A 15,661-nucleotide genomic window follows, 5' to 3' on the forward strand; every position below is an offset into this window, starting at 1 on the left:
CCCCCCCCCCCCCCCCCCCCCCCCCCCCCCCCCCCCCCCCCCCCCCCTTTTTCCCCCCCCCCACCCCGGATTTGGGTTGCTCAACGCGATTACAATTATTGCAACAAAGCATTATCATCGCGGGGGCGTCAGTATAGCAGGCGGCTACTTCTTCACGACCTTTTCCAGTGTCTGGTCGACAAAGTCGCCGTCGCTGTCGTTGAAGCGCACACGGACCGGGTACCAGTCCATGGACGGCGCCAGCCACAGGTCGACCTGCTGGCCTTCCTTGTCCGGCGGCGGCGCCTTGACCAGGTGGATGGCCTGCACCTCGCCGGTGCCGATCTGCACCGCCTCGGTCTTGACCACCTTGAAGGTCCACGGCTCCGCGTCGCGGCGGCCGGCGACGAAGTACTGCCATTCGCTGCCCGGCTTGAACTTGTCCGGCGTGGCGCGCGCCTGGGCCGCCAGCTGCCACTGGGCGCTGGAGCGATCCTGCTCGCCGCCCTTGATCGGGTAGCTGACGTCGCTTTCGGTGAAGGTGATGGTCTTGGCGTCGCGCTTGAACGACGTCGTGTACGGCTCCTTGCGGAAGCGCTTCTCGTAGAACGTGGCCGGCGCCAGGCCGAAATCGTCGATCGCGCCTTCGCTGCGGTTTTCCACCACCTTGCCGAAGATCGCGGCGCGGCTCTCGGTGACGATCGAGTACTTGCCCTCGCCCGCGCGCCACTGCACGCTGGCCTGGCCGTTGAGCGACAGCCCGCTCTGCTTGATCTTCAGCGAGTAGCTCAGGTCGGCCGACGGCGGCATGCTGGTCGGACGCTTGACGCTCGGGTGTTCGCCCGGCGCGTCGGCCGCTTGCGCGGCGCCCGCCAGCAGCACGGTGGCGCCCAGCAGGCCAAGGATAATAGAGGTTCGCATGCGTTTCACTTTCCAGGTTCGGTCTTGATGATCTTGGTGACGGTCTGCGTGGTCAGCGCGCCGCTCGCTTCGGTATTACGGAATTGGATCGGGTACCAGTTCAGCCCCGGCGCCAGCCAGATGTCGAACCGCGACGAATAACTGCCGGGACGCGGCGGCCGGCTCAGGTGCCAGGTCACGATCTTGCCCATCCTGGTGTCCAGCTCTTCCTCGCCGACCAGCTGGAAGCGGAAAATCGTCGCCTCCTTGTCCTCGCCGACTTGTATCTCGATATCGCTGCGGAACTGGTTGACGTCGGCCCGGCCGATGCCGCCCAGCTGGAACGGCACCGTGGTCTTGTCCTGCGCGCCCGCCAGCAGCGGGTAGCTGCGCTCGGACGCGGAAAACGTGATGGTGCCGGCGTCGCGGTTGAAATGGGTCGCGGTTTCGGCGCGGCGCGCGCGCTTTTCCGTGGCCGTGTCCGGGGAGATGCCGTAGTCGTCGATCGTGCCGCGGCTGCGCGCGACCAGCAAATTCAGGCGCGTGACCAGCAGGCTGATGCCCGCCTCGGCCGAGGCTTCGTACTTGCTGCCGTCAGTATGCCACGTCATGCCGGCGGAGCCCGTCCAGTTGGTGCCGTCGGCGTCGACCCGCGCCACGTCCATCTCGAAACGCGCGGAGGGCGGCAGATTGACCTTGTAGCGGCGCGCGCTCCTGGGCTCCTCCTCGGCCGCCGCGACCGGCGCGGCCGGCTTGGCCGCTTCGGCGTCGGCCGCCGGCGGCGCCGCGGTTTGCGCCTGCGCGGCGCCGGACTGGTTGGCGCCGGCGTCCGGCGTGGCGGCAACCTCTCCCGCCGCCGGGGTCGAGGCGCCGGCATCCGCCGCGGCCGCGCTGCTGGCGGCCGACGCCGGCTCTTCCGGCTGGTCCAGCACCGGTTCGGGTTCGGGCCTGGGTTTCGGCTTGCGCCGCGGCTTGGCGGCGGGCGGCAAGGGCTGCACCTCGGCCGACGGCGGCGTGTCGACATGCTTGGGCAAGGTCAGCCGCAATTGCGCCGTCATCAGCGACGGCTGCGGCATCGGCCGCGCCGCCTCGTTGCCGAGCCGGTTGTCCACCCAGTCGATCGCCACATAATGCAGCGCCACCGTGGCTGCGCACAAAATCAACAGGCGGCGGCGGTGGAATAGATGGGTGAATAAGCTCATGGGCGCTAGTTTAACGCTTTCGGCCGCGATACGCGGCGGATCAGAAATGTTGTCAAAATCTTTTGAATGCCATCGCGTTATCTGCTACGCTGAACGCTATTCCCACAGGAGACTTTTCATGGCCAATACGCAAATGCCGAACATACCGGGTGCAGGTGTGATGAACGATACGCTGGACTTCGTCAAGAGCCTGTGGGGCACCATGAGCGTGCCCGGCCTGACTGCGCCGACGCTGTCGGTCGAAGAACTGGACAAGAAGATCAACGACCTGAAGGCCGTCGAGACCTGGCTGAACCTGAACATGAGCATGCTGCGCGGTACCATCCAGGCGCTGGAGGTGCAGCGCGGAACCATCGCCACGCTCAAATCGGTCGGCGCCAGCCTGGCGGCGGCGGTCAACCAGCCGACCGGCAACGACAAGTCGATCTTCGACGCCAATCCATACGCCTCGGCCTTCTTCCACCACGCCCGCGAGGCCGACAAGGAAAAGACCGCGACGCCGGCAACGCCCGCACCGGCGCCGGAAGCCAAGCCGGAAGCCACCGCCCCGGCCGACAAGCCGGGCGCCGATGCGGCGGCCGCGCAGATGGCCAATCCGGCTGTCTGGTGGAATATGCTGCAGGATCAGTTCAAGCAGGCCGTATCGACGGCCATGGCGTCCGAATCGATGATGGCCAGCGCCGCGGCGCGCGCCACCGACACCGCCGCCAAGTTCGCGGCGGCGGCCACCGCGCCGGTCAAGGCCAAGCCGGCCGCCGAAGCAGCCAAGCCGGCGGAGAAAAAAGCACCGGTCAAGCGGCCGCCCGCCAAGGCCAAGCCGGCAGCGGCGGACAAGTAACAGCCGGGCGGGAACGCCGAACCTAAGCCAGGCGCTGGATGCGGATCGCGTCGATCAGGCCATCCGCCTGGCGCTGCACTTTTTCGATATCGATCAGGCCCTCTTCTTCGAGCAGCTTTGCGCTGTCGTGGGCGGCCTGAAAACTGTCCAGGGTATCCCCTTTGGCGGCGACCGGCCGTATCCAGGCCACGCTGCCCACTTTCATCTTCACGTACACTTCCTTGGCGATATCGCGCATATTTTTGTGCCCTTTATTTGCCCTCAATATTGACAGCGAATCAAGGCGCGGACAGAGCCGCGCCGCGATCCAGTGTAATCATTTGCCGACCCGGAAACAAGTTCGCTGTTGCGTCCATCCGTCACGCTGCGCACTCATTCCGGCACGGCGCCGTTGGCCGCTTCGTACTCGCTGGCGGCGGCCGCCGCCACCACGCCGGACACCGGCGCCAGCATCGCCAGCTGCTCCATCAGCTGGGCGAAACGCTGCTGCCCCGGCGCGATCGCGTCGACATGCATCAGCACACCGATGGCCTCCTCGGCCAGCTCGCGCACATAGCCGGTCTGCTGCAATTGGGAGATCAGTATCTGCGCCGAATTGAAGAGGATGCGCATATTGTGCGGCAGCGCCTTGCGCGCCACGCGCATCCACTCGACCGCCTCGACCAGCTTGCCGCTCTTCCACAGCAGCACGCCCTTGTTCATCATGTCGGACGCTTCCTTGCGCGCCGACTTGATCAGCTCCATGCCCTCGTCGCCCATGCGCGCCTTGTCGAAGATCTTCTGCACGTCGTCCAGCAGCGGCGTATTGTCATGGTTGTTGCGGGTCACGTACACCAGCAGCCCGACCGGCGCTTCCTTGACGCCGACGGCGAACATCAGGCTCGCCATGTCGAGACAGGTGTCGGTGTCCGGCCGCGGCTTGTTCTCATCGGCCAGCAAGGCTTCCAGTTCGTCGCCGGCCTTGCGCGCGCGGCGATAGTCGCCGCTTTCGTGATACACCAGCCCTTCGGTGATCTTGGCGCGCAGCGTGACCTGGTCGCCGCCGAACTGGTGGACCGCCGCGTTCAGCAGGCGGATGGCTTCCTTGATGTCGTTCTTCTGCCCGCACACGCGCGCCAGGCCGAAAAATGCGTCGACCGTTTTCAGCACCGAGTACTCGCCCATCTCTATGCATTTGCGGAAGGCCTTTTCCGCCACCGGGATGTTGCCCAGCTTGAGCGCCGTCTGTCCCAGCGCACGCTGGCGCGGCACTGAGTTCGGCGACAGCTTGGCCGCCTTCTCCAGCACGTCGAACGCTTCCTCGGTCTTGCCCTGCAGCTGGAACGACTGCGCCAGCTGGTCGAAGGCGTCGATGTAAAAGCGGTTGTCGGTGATCACCGACTGGAACATTTGCCGCGCCGATTCCAGCTCGCCGTTGTTCATGCGGATCTTGGCCAGGCCGCAGCGCGCCCAGTTGTAATCGCGGTCGTCGAGCACCTTTTCATAAACCGCGCGGGCCTGTTCCGGCTCGCCGCTTTTCAGCAGCAAGGTCGCCTTCATGCGCAGCAGGTCGACGGCGTGTAGCGGATAGTGGACGATCTGTTCTTCGCACAGCTTGGCCGCGCGCAGGTAGTCCTTGTCGGCAAAGGCCTGGTCGATTTCGCTGAAGATCTGCTTCTTGTTCCACGCGCGGTTCAAGCGCGTCAGCAGCACGCCTTCGGTGATCGGCTTGATGATGTAGGCGTCCGGCTGGTGCTCGGCCGCGCCCATCACCGACTCGACGCTCTTTTCGGCGGAGACCATCAGCCATACGCTGCTCGGCATCATCAGGTTGCGGATGCGCGCCTCCTCCAGCACCTGCTGGCCGTTCTTGCCGTCGCCGAGGTTGTAATCGCACAGCACCACGTCGTAGCGGGTCTTCGACAGCAGCATCATCGCCTCGCCGCCGCTGGCCGCCTGGTCGATATGCTTGGCGCCGAGATTGCGCAGCGATTCGCGCAGCAGCTGGCGGATACCGACGAAGTCGTCGATCAGCAGATAGCGCTTCTCCGCCCAATCGACGCCGCCGGTGGCCGCATGCTCGACGACGCTCATGGAAGCCGCAGCACGAAGCAGCCGCCGCCCAGCGCGCCGCCGTTTTCCAGCGCGATGCTGCCGCCGCGCCGGCGGTGCTTGTGCATCTTCGCCACTTCGCTGGAGAAGTAGAGACCGAGGCCGCTGCTGTTGCTGATGAAATTGACGCCGCTGCGCCGGTTGCCCATCGCGCTGACACCCGCTTCGAGCAGGGACGGCGGGAAGCCGCCGCCGTTGTCCTCCACCCGCAGTTCGAGGTAGTCGCCGTCGATGCGGACCGCCAGGCGGATGCGGTCGCGCGTGTAGCGGATCGCGTTGTTGATGGCGTGGACCAGCACACCGATGATCAGGTCTTCGTCCAGCGTCCAGATGGCGTCAGGCGGGAAATCGAGATCGAGCGCGATGCCGCGCGACTGCAGCAGGATGCGCGCCTGCCCCGCCACCTGCTGCACCAATTCACTGATGCTTTGAGCGGCCGGGTCGAACGGGTAACCGGGCTTGCCGACGTCCTTGTACAGCGCCAGCAGCTGGATCAGGTTGTCGTTGAGGCGCTTGGTTTGATACAGCATCTGCGCCAGCTGGTCGTAATCGGGCGGCTCGGGAACAGCGGCGGGTTGGCCCGCGCCGGCCAGCAAGTTCTCCAGCGTGCCACTGAGGACGCTGATGGAATTTTTCATGTCGTGCACAGTCGATGCCAGGAACATGAACAGCTCCGGCGATCCTTCATGGTGCTGCGCATCGTCTTCATCCATCGTTCGGCTCTCCGTGGACGGCATTGGTATGGTGTTCGGATTATATCCTGTCGGACATGACAGCGCCAACGCAAGGATGCCCGCGCGTTTGCGCGAGCGCAACGACTCTATTGGCTGCGGCGACGCTGTTTGAGCAGGAAGCGGCCCGGATCGAGCGCCTCGACCAGCGTGGCCTCCAGCGGCGGCGGCGCGTTTTCCAGTTGCGCGACCAGCAGTTCGGCCATCAACGGCGCCCAGATCAGGCCACGCGACGCATAGCCCAGCAGGCAATGCAGGCCGGGATGGCGCGGCACGTCGCGCAGGCGTTCGAGGCGGCCGGCGGAAGGGTAGTCGGGCAGCGCGCCCGCCAGCGGCAGGCGGTCCGGCGCGGCGCAGCGGAAGCCGACGCGGCCAGCCAGCGGCGCGCTGGCCGCCAGCGCGGCCACGGCGTCGCCGGGCACGATCTCCGCGAGACGGGTGAGGTTTTCCAGTTGGCTGGCGGCGCGCAAGGACGGATCGCCGTCGTTGTCGTAGGTGGCGCCGGCGCAGACGATGCCGTTCGCCGGCGGCGTGACATAGGCTTCGCGGCAGACCACCAGCGACAATTGCGGCGCGTCCTGCGCCGCAAGGTGGGTGACCTGGCCGCGCAGCGCGGCCAGCGGCAGTTCGGCGGCCTGCGCCACGTTGACGGCGCCGGTGCCGTTGGCCAGCACCACCGTCGGCGCTTGCGCCACCAGTTCGCCATCGCGTCCGCGCACCTGCCATTCGCCATCGGCGCGCCGCAAGTCCAGCGCCTCGGCGCAGAACACGCGGAACAAATGGTCGCCACATGCCAGCAACATCGCCTCGCACAACGATGACGGACGCACCCATCCTCCCAGTTCGAACAGCCAGCCGCCGTCGGGCGTCGCGGCGCCCAGCAGTTCGCCGGCCGCGCCGGCATCCAGCCAGCGCGCGTACTCAGGCGGGTAGTTCCAGGCTTCGACCACGTCCCGCTGGACCTTGGCATGCGCGGCGTCGCGCGCCAGTTGCAGCACGCCGCAACGCTGGCCGTCGAACGCAGCGCCGACGCCTCCCAGCCGCTGCCACTCGCGCAGGGCGAACAGATAGGCGGCGCGGCTCAGCCGCGTGGGGATGTTGTCGTCCTTCGACAGCAGCGGCATGAAGATGCCGGCCAAATTGCCGGACGCCTCCTGCGCCGGTTCCGCGTGCCGTTCGATCAGCGTGACTTGCCAGCCGTTCGCGCACAGGCGCTGGCAGGCTGAGGAGCCGGCCAGTCCGGCGCCGATCACGATGGCGCGGCGTACCGGTTCCGGCGGCGCGGCTGGCTGCGGCCTGCGGCTTTGGTAGACGGCGCCGACATCGCGCGTGCCTTCGATGGTTTGGCAGCTAAAGCCTGCCGCGGTCAATGCCCACACCAGCGCTTCGTCCGGCGCCTCGGCGCGCAAGCTGGCGCCCTGCACCGCCAGCTTCGCCAGGCCGCGCGCCAGAGCCGTCGCACTCGGCGCGGGCATCGCCGCGACGTGGAACGCATCGACGCGCGCATCTATCTGCGGCAGCACCGCGTCCAACGCGCCGGCCAGCAGGTCCAGCGTCACGCGGCCATCGTCGAGCAAGATGCGGTGTAAGCCCGGCACGTTCAGCGGCCACAAGGAGCGCAGCTGCGCATCGGCTATCTGCGCCGCCGGCGGCACTTGAGCCACCACCGCCACGTAATGCAGTTTACTTTGCAGGCCGCCCTTCTGCGCGCGCTCCCGCCATGCCGCCGTGAAGCGCTCGCCGAGTCCGAAATCGGTATCGAGCACCACCCGGCAAATCCGCTGTGTCATTACTTGCGCGCCCTGCAGAAGCAGGCCGGATCGTGATCGTTCACCATGCCGATGCCCTGCATGTAGGCGTAGATAATCGTCGAGCCGACAAACTTGAATCCCAGCTTGGCCAGGTCCTTGGAGATGCGGTCGGACAGCTCCGTCTTCGCCGGGCGCGGCCCCTTGCCATTGACCAGCGGTTTGCCTGCCACGTATGCCCACAGCCACTGGTCCAGCGTCGTTCCGCTGTCGCGCAGGCGCAGGTAGGCCTGGGCATTGGTGATCGCCGCCGCCACCTTCAGGCGGTTGCGCACGATGCCGGCATTGGCCAGCAGCTCGGCCACCTTGTCCGCGTCATAGGCGGCGATTTTTTCGGCGTCCCACTGGTCGAAGGCGGCGCGGTAGTTCTCGCGCTTGTTGAGTATCGTCTCCCAGCTCAGGCCGGCCTGCGCGCCTTCCAGGTTCAGCATCTCGAACAAACGGCGCTCGTCGTGGCAAGGCACGCCCCATTCCTTGTCGTGGTATTCAAGATAAAGGGGATTGGCCGGATTGGCCCAGCTGCAGCGCGTCTTGGTCATGGCGTAGGGTGCGAGGGGAGGAGCCGACAGTATATCAAGTAAAAGCGCAAGCAAAACGCAAGCAAAGGGTTATCATATGGGCCATCTCATCGAAGGAGCGGAACATGCAATTCGAAGCACAGGTGGAGTGGAACCGCAACGGGCAGGATTTTCACGGGCAGCGCTACAGTCGCGCGCACACCTGGCATTTCGACGGCGGCGCCACGGTGCCCGCCTCGTCCTCGCCGCTGTCCGTGCCGCTGCCGATGTCCGACGCCGCCGCCGTCGATCCCGAGGAAGCGCTGGTGGCCGCCGCATCCAGCTGCCATATGCTGTTCTTCCTGTCGATCGCGGCCAAGCGGGGCCACACGGTCGATGCGTATCGCGACAACGCCATCGGCCTGCTGGGTAAAAACGCCCAAGGGAAAATGGCGATGACGCGCATCACGCTGCGCCCGGCGATCACCTTCGCCGGCACGGCGCCGCCTGGTGCGGAAGAGTTGGAGGCGATCCACCACGAGGCGCACGACAAGTGCTACATCGCCAATACGCTCAATTGTGACGTGGTGGTGGAAGCGCCTTAGGTTTCCAGATCGCTCGACAGGCCGACGCGGCGACGCTCGCCGTCCAGCACCAGCGGCCCGGTCAAATTGCTGACCAGCCGCACCTCGCCGTCCGTCAGCGCCCGGTCCAGCTGCCGCATCAGGCGCGGGAAGATGCCGTCCGGCCGCGTGGCCTCGGTGCTATACAGGGCCGCCCAGGCATTGCGGCCGGAACGCTTGGCAATGTACAGGCCCTGATCGGCCAGTTCCACCACCTGCGACCAGGACAGCAGGCGCGGTTGCTCCGGCATGAACGGGAAGCAGGCAAAGCCGATCGAACAGGTCTTGGCCAGGCGGCCGCCGTCCGGCAGGTCGAAGTCGCGGTCCGCCACCGCGCGGCGCATGCGCTCGGCCACCGCCCGCGCCTCGTCGCGATGGGTGGCGCGCGCCAGCACCAGGAATTCCTCGCCGCCCCAGCGGATGACGTAGTCCGATTCGCGGAACACCTCGCGCAGGCGCTCCTGCATCTGCACCAGGATCGCATCGCCGGCCGCGTGGCCGTAGCGGTCGTTCACTTCCTTGAAGTGGTCCAGGTCGACCATGAAGAACACCAGGTCGTTGGCCGCCTGCAGATCGCATTCGGTCAGCTCGCGGTGCTGGCCGGCGTCGTAGCCGCGCAGGCTCATGGCGACGTCGGCGTCGACATTCTGCAGGAAGAAACGGCGGTTGCGCAGGCCCGTCAGCTGGTCGGTCAGGCTGACCTCCTCCAGCGCCTTGTAGGCCCGTTCCAGTTCCAGGTTCTTTTCCAGCAGCTGTTCCTGCGTCGTGCTCAGCGTCTTCAGCGTCGCCGCCACCTGGCGGTAGGCGCTGGCGTTGTCGAGCGCGATCGCGCCGTAGGCGCACAGCGTGCGGAAGATCAGCCGTTCGCGTTCGCCGTAGGCGCCCGCCCGCAGCGACTGCACCGTCATCACGCCCAGCACGCGGTCGCCCACGCGCAGCGGCGCAAACAGCAGGCTCAGGGTCTGCAGCGTGCCGGGGATCAGGTTCGGCGTGACATCCTCCTCGCCCAGCTCCACCAGGATCTCGCGGCGCTCGCGCACGCAGCGCGCCGAATTGGCGTTCGGATCCGACAGCGGCACGCGCACCGCGGGCAGCGGCCTGCCCACCTCGACGCCGAAGGCGCAGGCCAGCCACTCGCCACCGGGCTCCAGCAGGAAGATCGAGAAGTGGGTGGCGTCGAGCAGGCCATGCACGTGGCGGTCCAGCGCGCGGAACACCGCCGCCGCATCCAGGTGCGCGGTGATCTCCTGGCCGATCGCGCTCAGGTGCTCCAGCGTGGCGCTGGTCTGCTGCAGCACTGCGGCGCGCTGCGCCTCGGCGGCGGCCAGCTGGCGGTGATGCTCGGCCTCCGTCTGCGCGCGCTCGGTCTGGTATTGCACCTGCATCGCGATGGCGCGGTTGGTGGCCTGCTGGCTGTGCGTCAAATCGCGCGAGGCGCTGGCCTGCAGCGAGATCGCATAGGCGCGTTCGAAATCGCCGATGGCGGCGTGCTCGCGCGCGGTCGCGTCGAGCAGCGATCCCGGCACCGTGTAGCCTTCGATGGTGGCGGCGATTTCCAGCGCCAGCTGCAGGTAATGCAGCATCGGGTTGGCGGCCTTCATGTCGGCCGGCGCCGGCAGCCGGTGGCGCGCATGGATGTCGGCCAGCACGCTGAGCGCGGCGATCTGGCTGGAGGCGTCGGCATGCTCGCGCGCCAGCGTCAGCGCGCCTTGCGCAGCCGCCAGCGCCTCGGCGGGACGCGCCAGGTGCGACAGCGCGTGTGCCTGGCCGCGACGCGCGCTGCTCTGGAAATCGCTCTGGCCCAGCGCATCGCCGCGCGAGGCCAGGCGGGTGAAGCTGTCCAGCGCCGCCGCGTGGTTGCCCAGGTCCAGCGCCAGGTCGCCCTGGTATTCCAGCGCCACCGCGTAGGCGCGCGAACCGGACAACGGCGCCAGCGTCGTCAGCGCTTCGCGCAGCAGCGATTGCGCCGCTTCGCGCTGGCCCAGCTGGCGCAGCGTTTCGGCGGTCTGCATCAGGCACATGCCGATGCTCAGCGGCCAGCCGGTGGGGCGCGCCAGATCGAGGCCGCGCTGCATCCAGTCCAGCGCCGCTTCATGCGCGTTCAGGCTGGTGAAGCCGTTGCCGATGTTGGTGGCGACGATGACCGCGCGGCGTATCTGCCCCGTCGCCAGCGCGGTTTCAAAACTGAGCATCAGGTGGCCGATGGCGCGGCCGTACTCGCTGCGCTGGAACGCGCAGGTGCCGAAGAAATCGCTGATCCAGCCGGCGGCGATGGGCGCCACGCCGTCCAGGCCGGCGCTGAAGCGGCCGCTCCAGCGTTGCTGCGCAAGCTGCCAGTCGCCGAAGGTGTCGCAGATGCCGGCGGCGGCGTCGATGACGTCGACGCGCACCGGATCGGCGCCGGCGCGCGCGGCGGCCGCCGCCCGTTCCAGCCAGCCGTCGCCGGTGGAGCTGGCGCCGCGGTCGTTGGCGATCCAGGCCAGCACCCAGCAGGCGTCGGCGCGGCCCAGGCTGGACTCCTCCGGCAGCACGGCGGCGGCTTGGTCACACAGCGCCAGCGCCTGTTCGGCCTGGTACTGGGCGGAGTCAAGCTGGCCGTTGAGCCATTCGGATTCGGCGGAGATCAGCAGCAGCCGAGCGCGGCTCAGCGCCACCTGCGACGGCGGCAGCAGGTCCAGCAGCGGAACAATCTCTGCGGAAAGGGCTTGCGCGCGCACCGGGTCGCGCTGGCGGTTGTGCCAGGCGAGCGCCGTCAACAGCCGCAGGCGGGGCAAGCCTTGCGCTTCCGACAACTCCTCCTGCCACTGCGCCAGCTCTTCATCGAGCGCAAACATATCCACCAAATGACTTCCTTTTCCTGTGGGCCGCAGCCCATTGCCTGGGCGCATATAACGCCATAGCCGGCATTATTCCACAGTTTACGGACGGCACTATTCCTCCCTTCCAAGTCCCTGAAATCAAAGAGAATTTAGTTCCGCACGGAAATTATCTTACTGGAAGAAATATCCGGCGCTACTGTTTGGAGGTGCCGCCGGCCGCCATTGCTTGCACAGTTTGCAAGTGCTGATCGACGGTCGGCTGCAGCTTGGCGGCCAGCGCCTTGACGTCCGGATCGCTGGCTTTCTTTTGCGCGCTGGCGACCAGCTTGTGCGCCTCGTTGTGGTCGCGCACGCCGGCATTGGCCAGGTAAGCCTTGTCGAAGGCCGTGCCGCTCAGGCCGTTGAGCTTGTCGGCCATTTTCTTGTGCCTGGCGTCCGGCTCGGTCGGCAGCGTGACGTTCTTGCTGCGCGCCACGTCCTGCACCGCTTGCAGGCCCTTGGTGTGATCGTCCACCATCTGCTGGGCGAAGGTCTTGACCTCCTGCGACGAGGCTTTTTCCAGTGCGATCTTGCCGGCCGCGACCTCGGCCATATTGGCCTGCGCCAGTTGTGCGAGTATGTGCTGATCGCCCTTGTTCAGCGTTTGGGCGTAGGATGACGTCATTGCCGCAGCGGCCAGGCTGGCGGTGATGATGCGATGGAGTTTATTCATGTTGCTCCCCTCTCAAGATGAACTGATCGGAGATTTATTTTACGGTCGCGGGAATATACGGGCCGTACCTTACGTATACGCAATTGCAACGTCCGCAGTTCACTCAACCATACCAAGGAAAACGCCATGAAAACCATGATACGCCTGACCTCCCTCCTCGCTGCCGCGCTGCTGGCCGGCGCCGCCCATGCCGACGACGTCATGAAAAAGGACGGCGTGCTGGTCAACAGCGCCGGCATGACCGTCTACACCTTCGACAAGGACAGCGCCGGCAAGAGCGCCTGCAACGGTCCGTGCAGCGAGAACTGGCCAGCCGTGGCGCCATCCGCCAGCGTGGCCCCGCCGTATTCGGTGATCACCCGCGACGACGGCGCCAAGCAGCTGGCCTACAACGGCAAGCCGCTGTACACGTTCAAGAAGGACGTCAAGCCGGGCGACCGCAACGGCGACAACTTCAAGGACATCTGGCACGTCGTCAAGGACTAAGCCCATCCATGTCGCTGCAAGACGACGGCGAGCGCCTGATCGCCTGTATCCCGCGCCTGCGCCGCTACGCGCGGGCGCTGCTGGGCGGCCGCGCCGACGCCGACGACCTGGTGCAGGACACCATCGAACGCGGCTGGGACAAGCTGTCCTCGTGGCGGCGCGGCAGCGACATGCGCGCCTGGCTGTTCGGCATCATGCACAACCTGCATGTGGACAGCCAGCGCCGCCCGGCGCTGGCCACCGAAGCGCTGGATGACGACCTGCCGCTGGCCGGCGTCGACGGCAGCGCCGGCCGCCTCGCCCTGCGCGACATGGACCGGGCGCTGCAACAATTGCCGCCCGAACAGCGCGACGTGCTGCTGCTGGTGGCGCTGGAAGAATTGAGTTACGACGAAGTGGCCGCCGCGCTGGATATTCCGCTGGGCACCGTGATGTCGCGCCTGTCCCGTGCGCGCGAAAGGCTGCGCCTGATTATGGCGGGCCAGCCCCTGCCCTCTCCGCTAAAGGTCGTCAAATGAACGCCACCGTAACCGAAGCCGAACTGCAAGCCTGGGTCGATGGCCGCCTGCCGCCGGCGCGCGCCGGCGCGGTCGATACCTATCTGGAACTGCATCCGGCCGAAGCGGCCCGGCTGCAAGCCTACCGCGAACAAAACGCCGCACTGCGCGCGGTCTTCAACCCGCTGCTGGACGAGCCCGTGCCGGCGGCGATGACGGCGCGCCCGCCAGGCCGGGGCCCAGGCCCAGCCCCAGCCTGGCCGCTGCCGCTGCGCGCCGCCGCGATGCTGGCGCTGACGCTGGCCGGCGGCGGCGCCGGCTGGCTGCTGCACGGCGCCGCCGACCAGGCCGCGCTGCAGGCGCTGTCGGCCGACAATGCGCCGAACGCCGCCGCCAGCCTGGCCGCGCTGCCGCGCCGCGCCGCGCTGGCCCACGTGGTCTACACGCCGGAAGTGCGGCACCCGGTCGAAGTGGGCGCCGACCAGCAGGCGCACCTGGTGGCCTGGCTGTCGAAACGCCTGGGCGCGCCGCTGAAACCGCCGCAACTGGCGGCGCAGGGCTATGAGCTGGAAGGGGGACGTTTGCTGCCCGGCCAGAGCGGGCCGGTGGCGCAATTCATGTACCGCGACGCCGGCGGCGCGCGCCTGACGCTGTATGTATCGACGGAACAAACGCACAACCGGGAAACCGGCTTCCGCTTTGCGCAGGAAGGCCAGGTCGGCGTGTTCTACTGGATAGACGGGCAGTTCGGCTATGCCCTGTCCGGCAACCTGGACAAGGCGGCGCTGGCCAAAGTGGCCAACGCCGTCTACGCCCAGCTGGAACCGGCGTTGTAGCGCGTCAGGAAGCGTGCTTGCTGATTTCGATCAGGCGCGTGCGCATCACGTCGGTGGCGGCAGGTCCCGGCGCGAACATATAGTCCTCGTCGTTGATGGCCAGGCCGCTATTGGCGTCGACCAGCACCTGGTCGGCCGGCTTGCCGGTTTCCCGGCTGACCACCAGCAGGCTGGCGCCTTCCGGTGCCAGGTGGTCGTTGCCCCAGGCGATGAAGGCCAGCAGCACCGGCTTGAAATCGCGGCCGGACTTGGTCAGCACATATTCGTAGCGCGGCGGACGGGTGCTGTACAGGCGGCGCTCCATCAGGCCGCCTTCGACCAGCCCGGCCAGGCGGCGGGTCAGCATGTTCGGCGCGATCTTCAGGCTCTTTTCAAATTCGTCGAAACGCGACAGGCCATAAAAGGCGTCGCGCAGGATCAGGATGCTCCACCACTCACCCACCTTGCCCAGGCTGCGTGCGATGGGGCAGGACATGCGACCAAAATCGGTATGTTTCATTTTTTTGACTCCTCTGTTCCAGATTAGCAAACAAAAATTGCATTTTGCACAATAGGATTGATTCTTCTACGATTTTCCGGGTCGGCGGGCGCCGCCCTGAACAGTCGATTTCATTATTAACGATCCAGGAAACACGTGCTTTTGCCACAGGCGGCTACGGTTTTGCTAGCGTAGAAATCTATGAAAAATATTTTGAGGATAGGCAAAATTTGCAACAACCATGCAAGCCGAGCTCTACAGGAGAAAACTATCAAAAAATTTTAAAAGATAGGCATAATACGCAACAGGGCGTGACAAAACCTTATCAACCATGTATCAGGGCCGGCCATGCAAAATGCCAGCGACAGCCAACAGCGCAAGATCCTCATCGTGGACGATTCCGCGTTCGAACAGCGGGTGCTGGTCGACCTGCTGAGCGAATTGCCGTATCGCGTGTCGGTCGCCTTCAACGGCCTGCAGGGCTACCAGCTGGCGCTGGCCGATCAGCCCGACCTGATCCTGCTCGATGTGCGCATGCCCAATATGGACGGCTACACCGCCTGCCGGCTGCTCAAGGCCAATCCCGTCACCGAACATATCCCCATCATCTTCCTCAGCGGCGCCGATGCCGACGAGGAGCGCATCATGGGCTTGTCGATAGGCGGCGTCGATTTCGTATCCAAGCCGTTTTCATCGGGGGAACTGGCGGCGCGCATCCAGGTGCATCTGAACCTGGCGCGCCGCGCCAGCCAGGCGCAGTCGCAGGCACAGGCACACTCGCCCGCTCAGCCGGCGGCCGCCGGCACCCCGGACGCCGAACCGGACGCGGTCATCGTCAACGCCGCCAAGCGCCTGATCGCAGACAACCTGGCGTCGCTGCCCGGCCTGGCCGAGATCGCCCGCAACGTCGGCACCTACCGCGAAAAATTGTCGCAGGTCTTCCGCGAGCAAACCGGCATGACGGTGTTCGCCTACATCCGCGAGGCGCGCATACGGCGCGGCGAGGAGCTGCTGAGGGAAACCGACATCGACGTGCAGGATATCGCGCTGCTGATCGGCTTCAACAACGCCGGCAACTTCGCCACCGCCTTCCGCGAGCGCATGGGCATCACGCCCAGCGCCTTCCGCCAGGCCAACCAGCTGCGCAAGACGCCGCAGGGCTGA

At 66.5% G+C, this 15,661-nt stretch carries 16 protein-coding genes; 6 read left to right on the forward strand and 10 right to left on the reverse strand.

The genetic code is table 11. The features are described 5' to 3' along the window. Positions 1 to 144: 144 nt before the first annotated feature. Positions 145 to 900 (reverse strand): DUF3108 domain-containing protein, encoded by a 756-nt coding sequence (locus tag ACCD07_RS23690; protein WP_413448741.1) that lies wholly within the window; start codon positions 898 to 900, stop codon positions 145 to 147. Positions 901 to 905: 5 nt separating this feature from the next. After that, positions 906 to 2,081 carry a DUF3108 domain-containing protein gene (locus tag ACCD07_RS23695; protein WP_413448742.1) on the reverse strand — a complete coding sequence of 392 codons (1,176 nt, stop codon included), beginning with the start codon at positions 2,079 to 2,081 and terminating at the stop codon, positions 906 to 908. Positions 2,082 to 2,199: 118 nt separating this feature from the next. Here ACCD07_RS23695 and ACCD07_RS23700 point away from each other — a divergent pair, with 118 nt between their 5' ends. Then, positions 2,200 to 2,919: a PhaM family polyhydroxyalkanoate granule multifunctional regulatory protein gene (locus tag ACCD07_RS23700; RefSeq protein WP_176655375.1), complete on the forward strand. Its 720-nt coding sequence runs from the start codon at positions 2,200 to 2,202 to the stop codon at positions 2,917 to 2,919. Positions 2,920 to 2,941: 22 nt separating this feature from the next. Here ACCD07_RS23700 and ACCD07_RS23705 read toward each other — a convergent pair whose 3' ends face one another. From ACCD07_RS23705 to ACCD07_RS23725, 5 genes are all read right to left on the reverse strand, one after another. Continuing rightward, complete coding sequence (locus tag ACCD07_RS23705) at positions 2,942 to 3,157, reverse strand: hypothetical protein (protein WP_176655374.1); 216 nt, start codon at positions 3,155 to 3,157, stop codon at positions 2,942 to 2,944. A gap of 134 nt (positions 3,158 to 3,291) precedes the next feature. Next, positions 3,292 to 4,992: a tetratricopeptide repeat protein gene (locus ACCD07_RS23710; protein ID WP_176655373.1), complete on the reverse strand. Its 1,701-nt coding sequence runs from the start codon at positions 4,990 to 4,992 to the stop codon at positions 3,292 to 3,294. Next, positions 4,989 to 5,723 carry a sensor histidine kinase gene (locus ACCD07_RS23715; protein WP_353405056.1) on the reverse strand — a complete coding sequence of 245 codons (735 nt, stop codon included), beginning with the start codon at positions 5,721 to 5,723 and terminating at the stop codon, positions 4,989 to 4,991. The genes ACCD07_RS23710 and ACCD07_RS23715 overlap by 4 nt, the downstream gene beginning before the upstream one ends. 107 nt (positions 5,724 to 5,830) lie before the next feature. Then, entirely contained in the window at positions 5,831 to 7,531 is a 1,701-nt protein-coding gene (mnmC, locus tag ACCD07_RS23720) for an FAD-dependent 5-carboxymethylaminomethyl-2-thiouridine(34) oxidoreductase MnmC (RefSeq protein WP_413448743.1), read from the reverse strand. Next, positions 7,531 to 8,088: a DNA-3-methyladenine glycosylase I gene (locus tag ACCD07_RS23725; RefSeq protein WP_176655370.1), complete on the reverse strand. Its 558-nt coding sequence runs from the start codon at positions 8,086 to 8,088 to the stop codon at positions 7,531 to 7,533. The genes mnmC and ACCD07_RS23725 overlap by 1 nt, the downstream gene beginning before the upstream one ends. 104 nt (positions 8,089 to 8,192) lie before the next feature. On the opposite strand from ACCD07_RS23725, the gene ACCD07_RS23730 reads away from it, so the two are divergent. After that, the gene (locus ACCD07_RS23730) at positions 8,193 to 8,651 is read left to right on the forward strand and encodes an OsmC family protein (RefSeq protein WP_176655369.1); all 459 of its coding nucleotides are present in this window, start codon (positions 8,193 to 8,195) and stop codon (positions 8,649 to 8,651) included. On the opposite strand, the gene ACCD07_RS23735 is transcribed toward ACCD07_RS23730, so the two are convergent. After that, positions 8,648 to 11,503 carry a diguanylate cyclase gene (locus ACCD07_RS23735; protein ID WP_413448777.1) on the reverse strand — a complete coding sequence of 952 codons (2,856 nt, stop codon included), beginning with the start codon at positions 11,501 to 11,503 and terminating at the stop codon, positions 8,648 to 8,650. The two genes, ACCD07_RS23730 and ACCD07_RS23735, sit on opposite strands and share 4 nt — an antisense overlap. A 178-nt stretch (positions 11,504 to 11,681) precedes the next feature. Beyond that, positions 11,682 to 12,200, reverse strand: coding sequence for a DUF4142 domain-containing protein (locus ACCD07_RS23740; protein WP_353405052.1), 519 nt, complete (start codon positions 12,198 to 12,200; stop codon positions 11,682 to 11,684). Between the two features lie 126 nt (positions 12,201 to 12,326). Here ACCD07_RS23740 and ACCD07_RS23745 point away from each other — a divergent pair, with 126 nt between their 5' ends. The 3 genes from ACCD07_RS23745 to ACCD07_RS23755 are packed head-to-tail and all read left to right on the forward strand — an operon-like array spanning position 12,327 to position 14,019. Beyond that, positions 12,327 to 12,686, forward strand: a complete 360-nt coding sequence (locus tag ACCD07_RS23745; RefSeq protein ID WP_176655367.1) for a hypothetical protein — start codon at positions 12,327 to 12,329, stop codon at positions 12,684 to 12,686. 14 nt (positions 12,687 to 12,700) lie between these two features. Continuing rightward, entirely contained in the window at positions 12,701 to 13,204 is a 504-nt protein-coding gene (locus ACCD07_RS23750) for an RNA polymerase sigma factor (RefSeq protein WP_413448778.1), read from the forward strand. Then, positions 13,201 to 14,019, forward strand: coding sequence for an anti-sigma factor family protein (locus ACCD07_RS23755; RefSeq protein ID WP_413448744.1), 819 nt, complete (start codon positions 13,201 to 13,203; stop codon positions 14,017 to 14,019). Before ACCD07_RS23750 ends, ACCD07_RS23755 begins: the two co-directional genes overlap by 4 nt. A gap of 4 nt (positions 14,020 to 14,023) precedes the next feature. Here ACCD07_RS23755 and ACCD07_RS23760 read toward each other — a convergent pair whose 3' ends face one another. Continuing rightward, positions 14,024 to 14,518 (reverse strand): winged helix-turn-helix transcriptional regulator, encoded by a 495-nt coding sequence (locus tag ACCD07_RS23760; protein WP_176655365.1) that lies wholly within the window; start codon positions 14,516 to 14,518, stop codon positions 14,024 to 14,026. A gap of 327 nt (positions 14,519 to 14,845) precedes the next feature. Between ACCD07_RS23760 and ACCD07_RS23765 the strand changes: the two genes are divergently transcribed. Beyond that, a complete protein-coding gene (locus tag ACCD07_RS23765) occupies positions 14,846 to 15,661 on the forward strand; it encodes a response regulator (RefSeq protein ID WP_413448745.1) in 816 nt (271 codons plus the stop codon).

This window comes from Duganella sp. Dugasp56 (assembly GCF_047304105.1).
GTDB lineage: Bacteria > Pseudomonadota > Gammaproteobacteria > Burkholderiales > Burkholderiaceae_D > Rugamonas > Rugamonas hordei.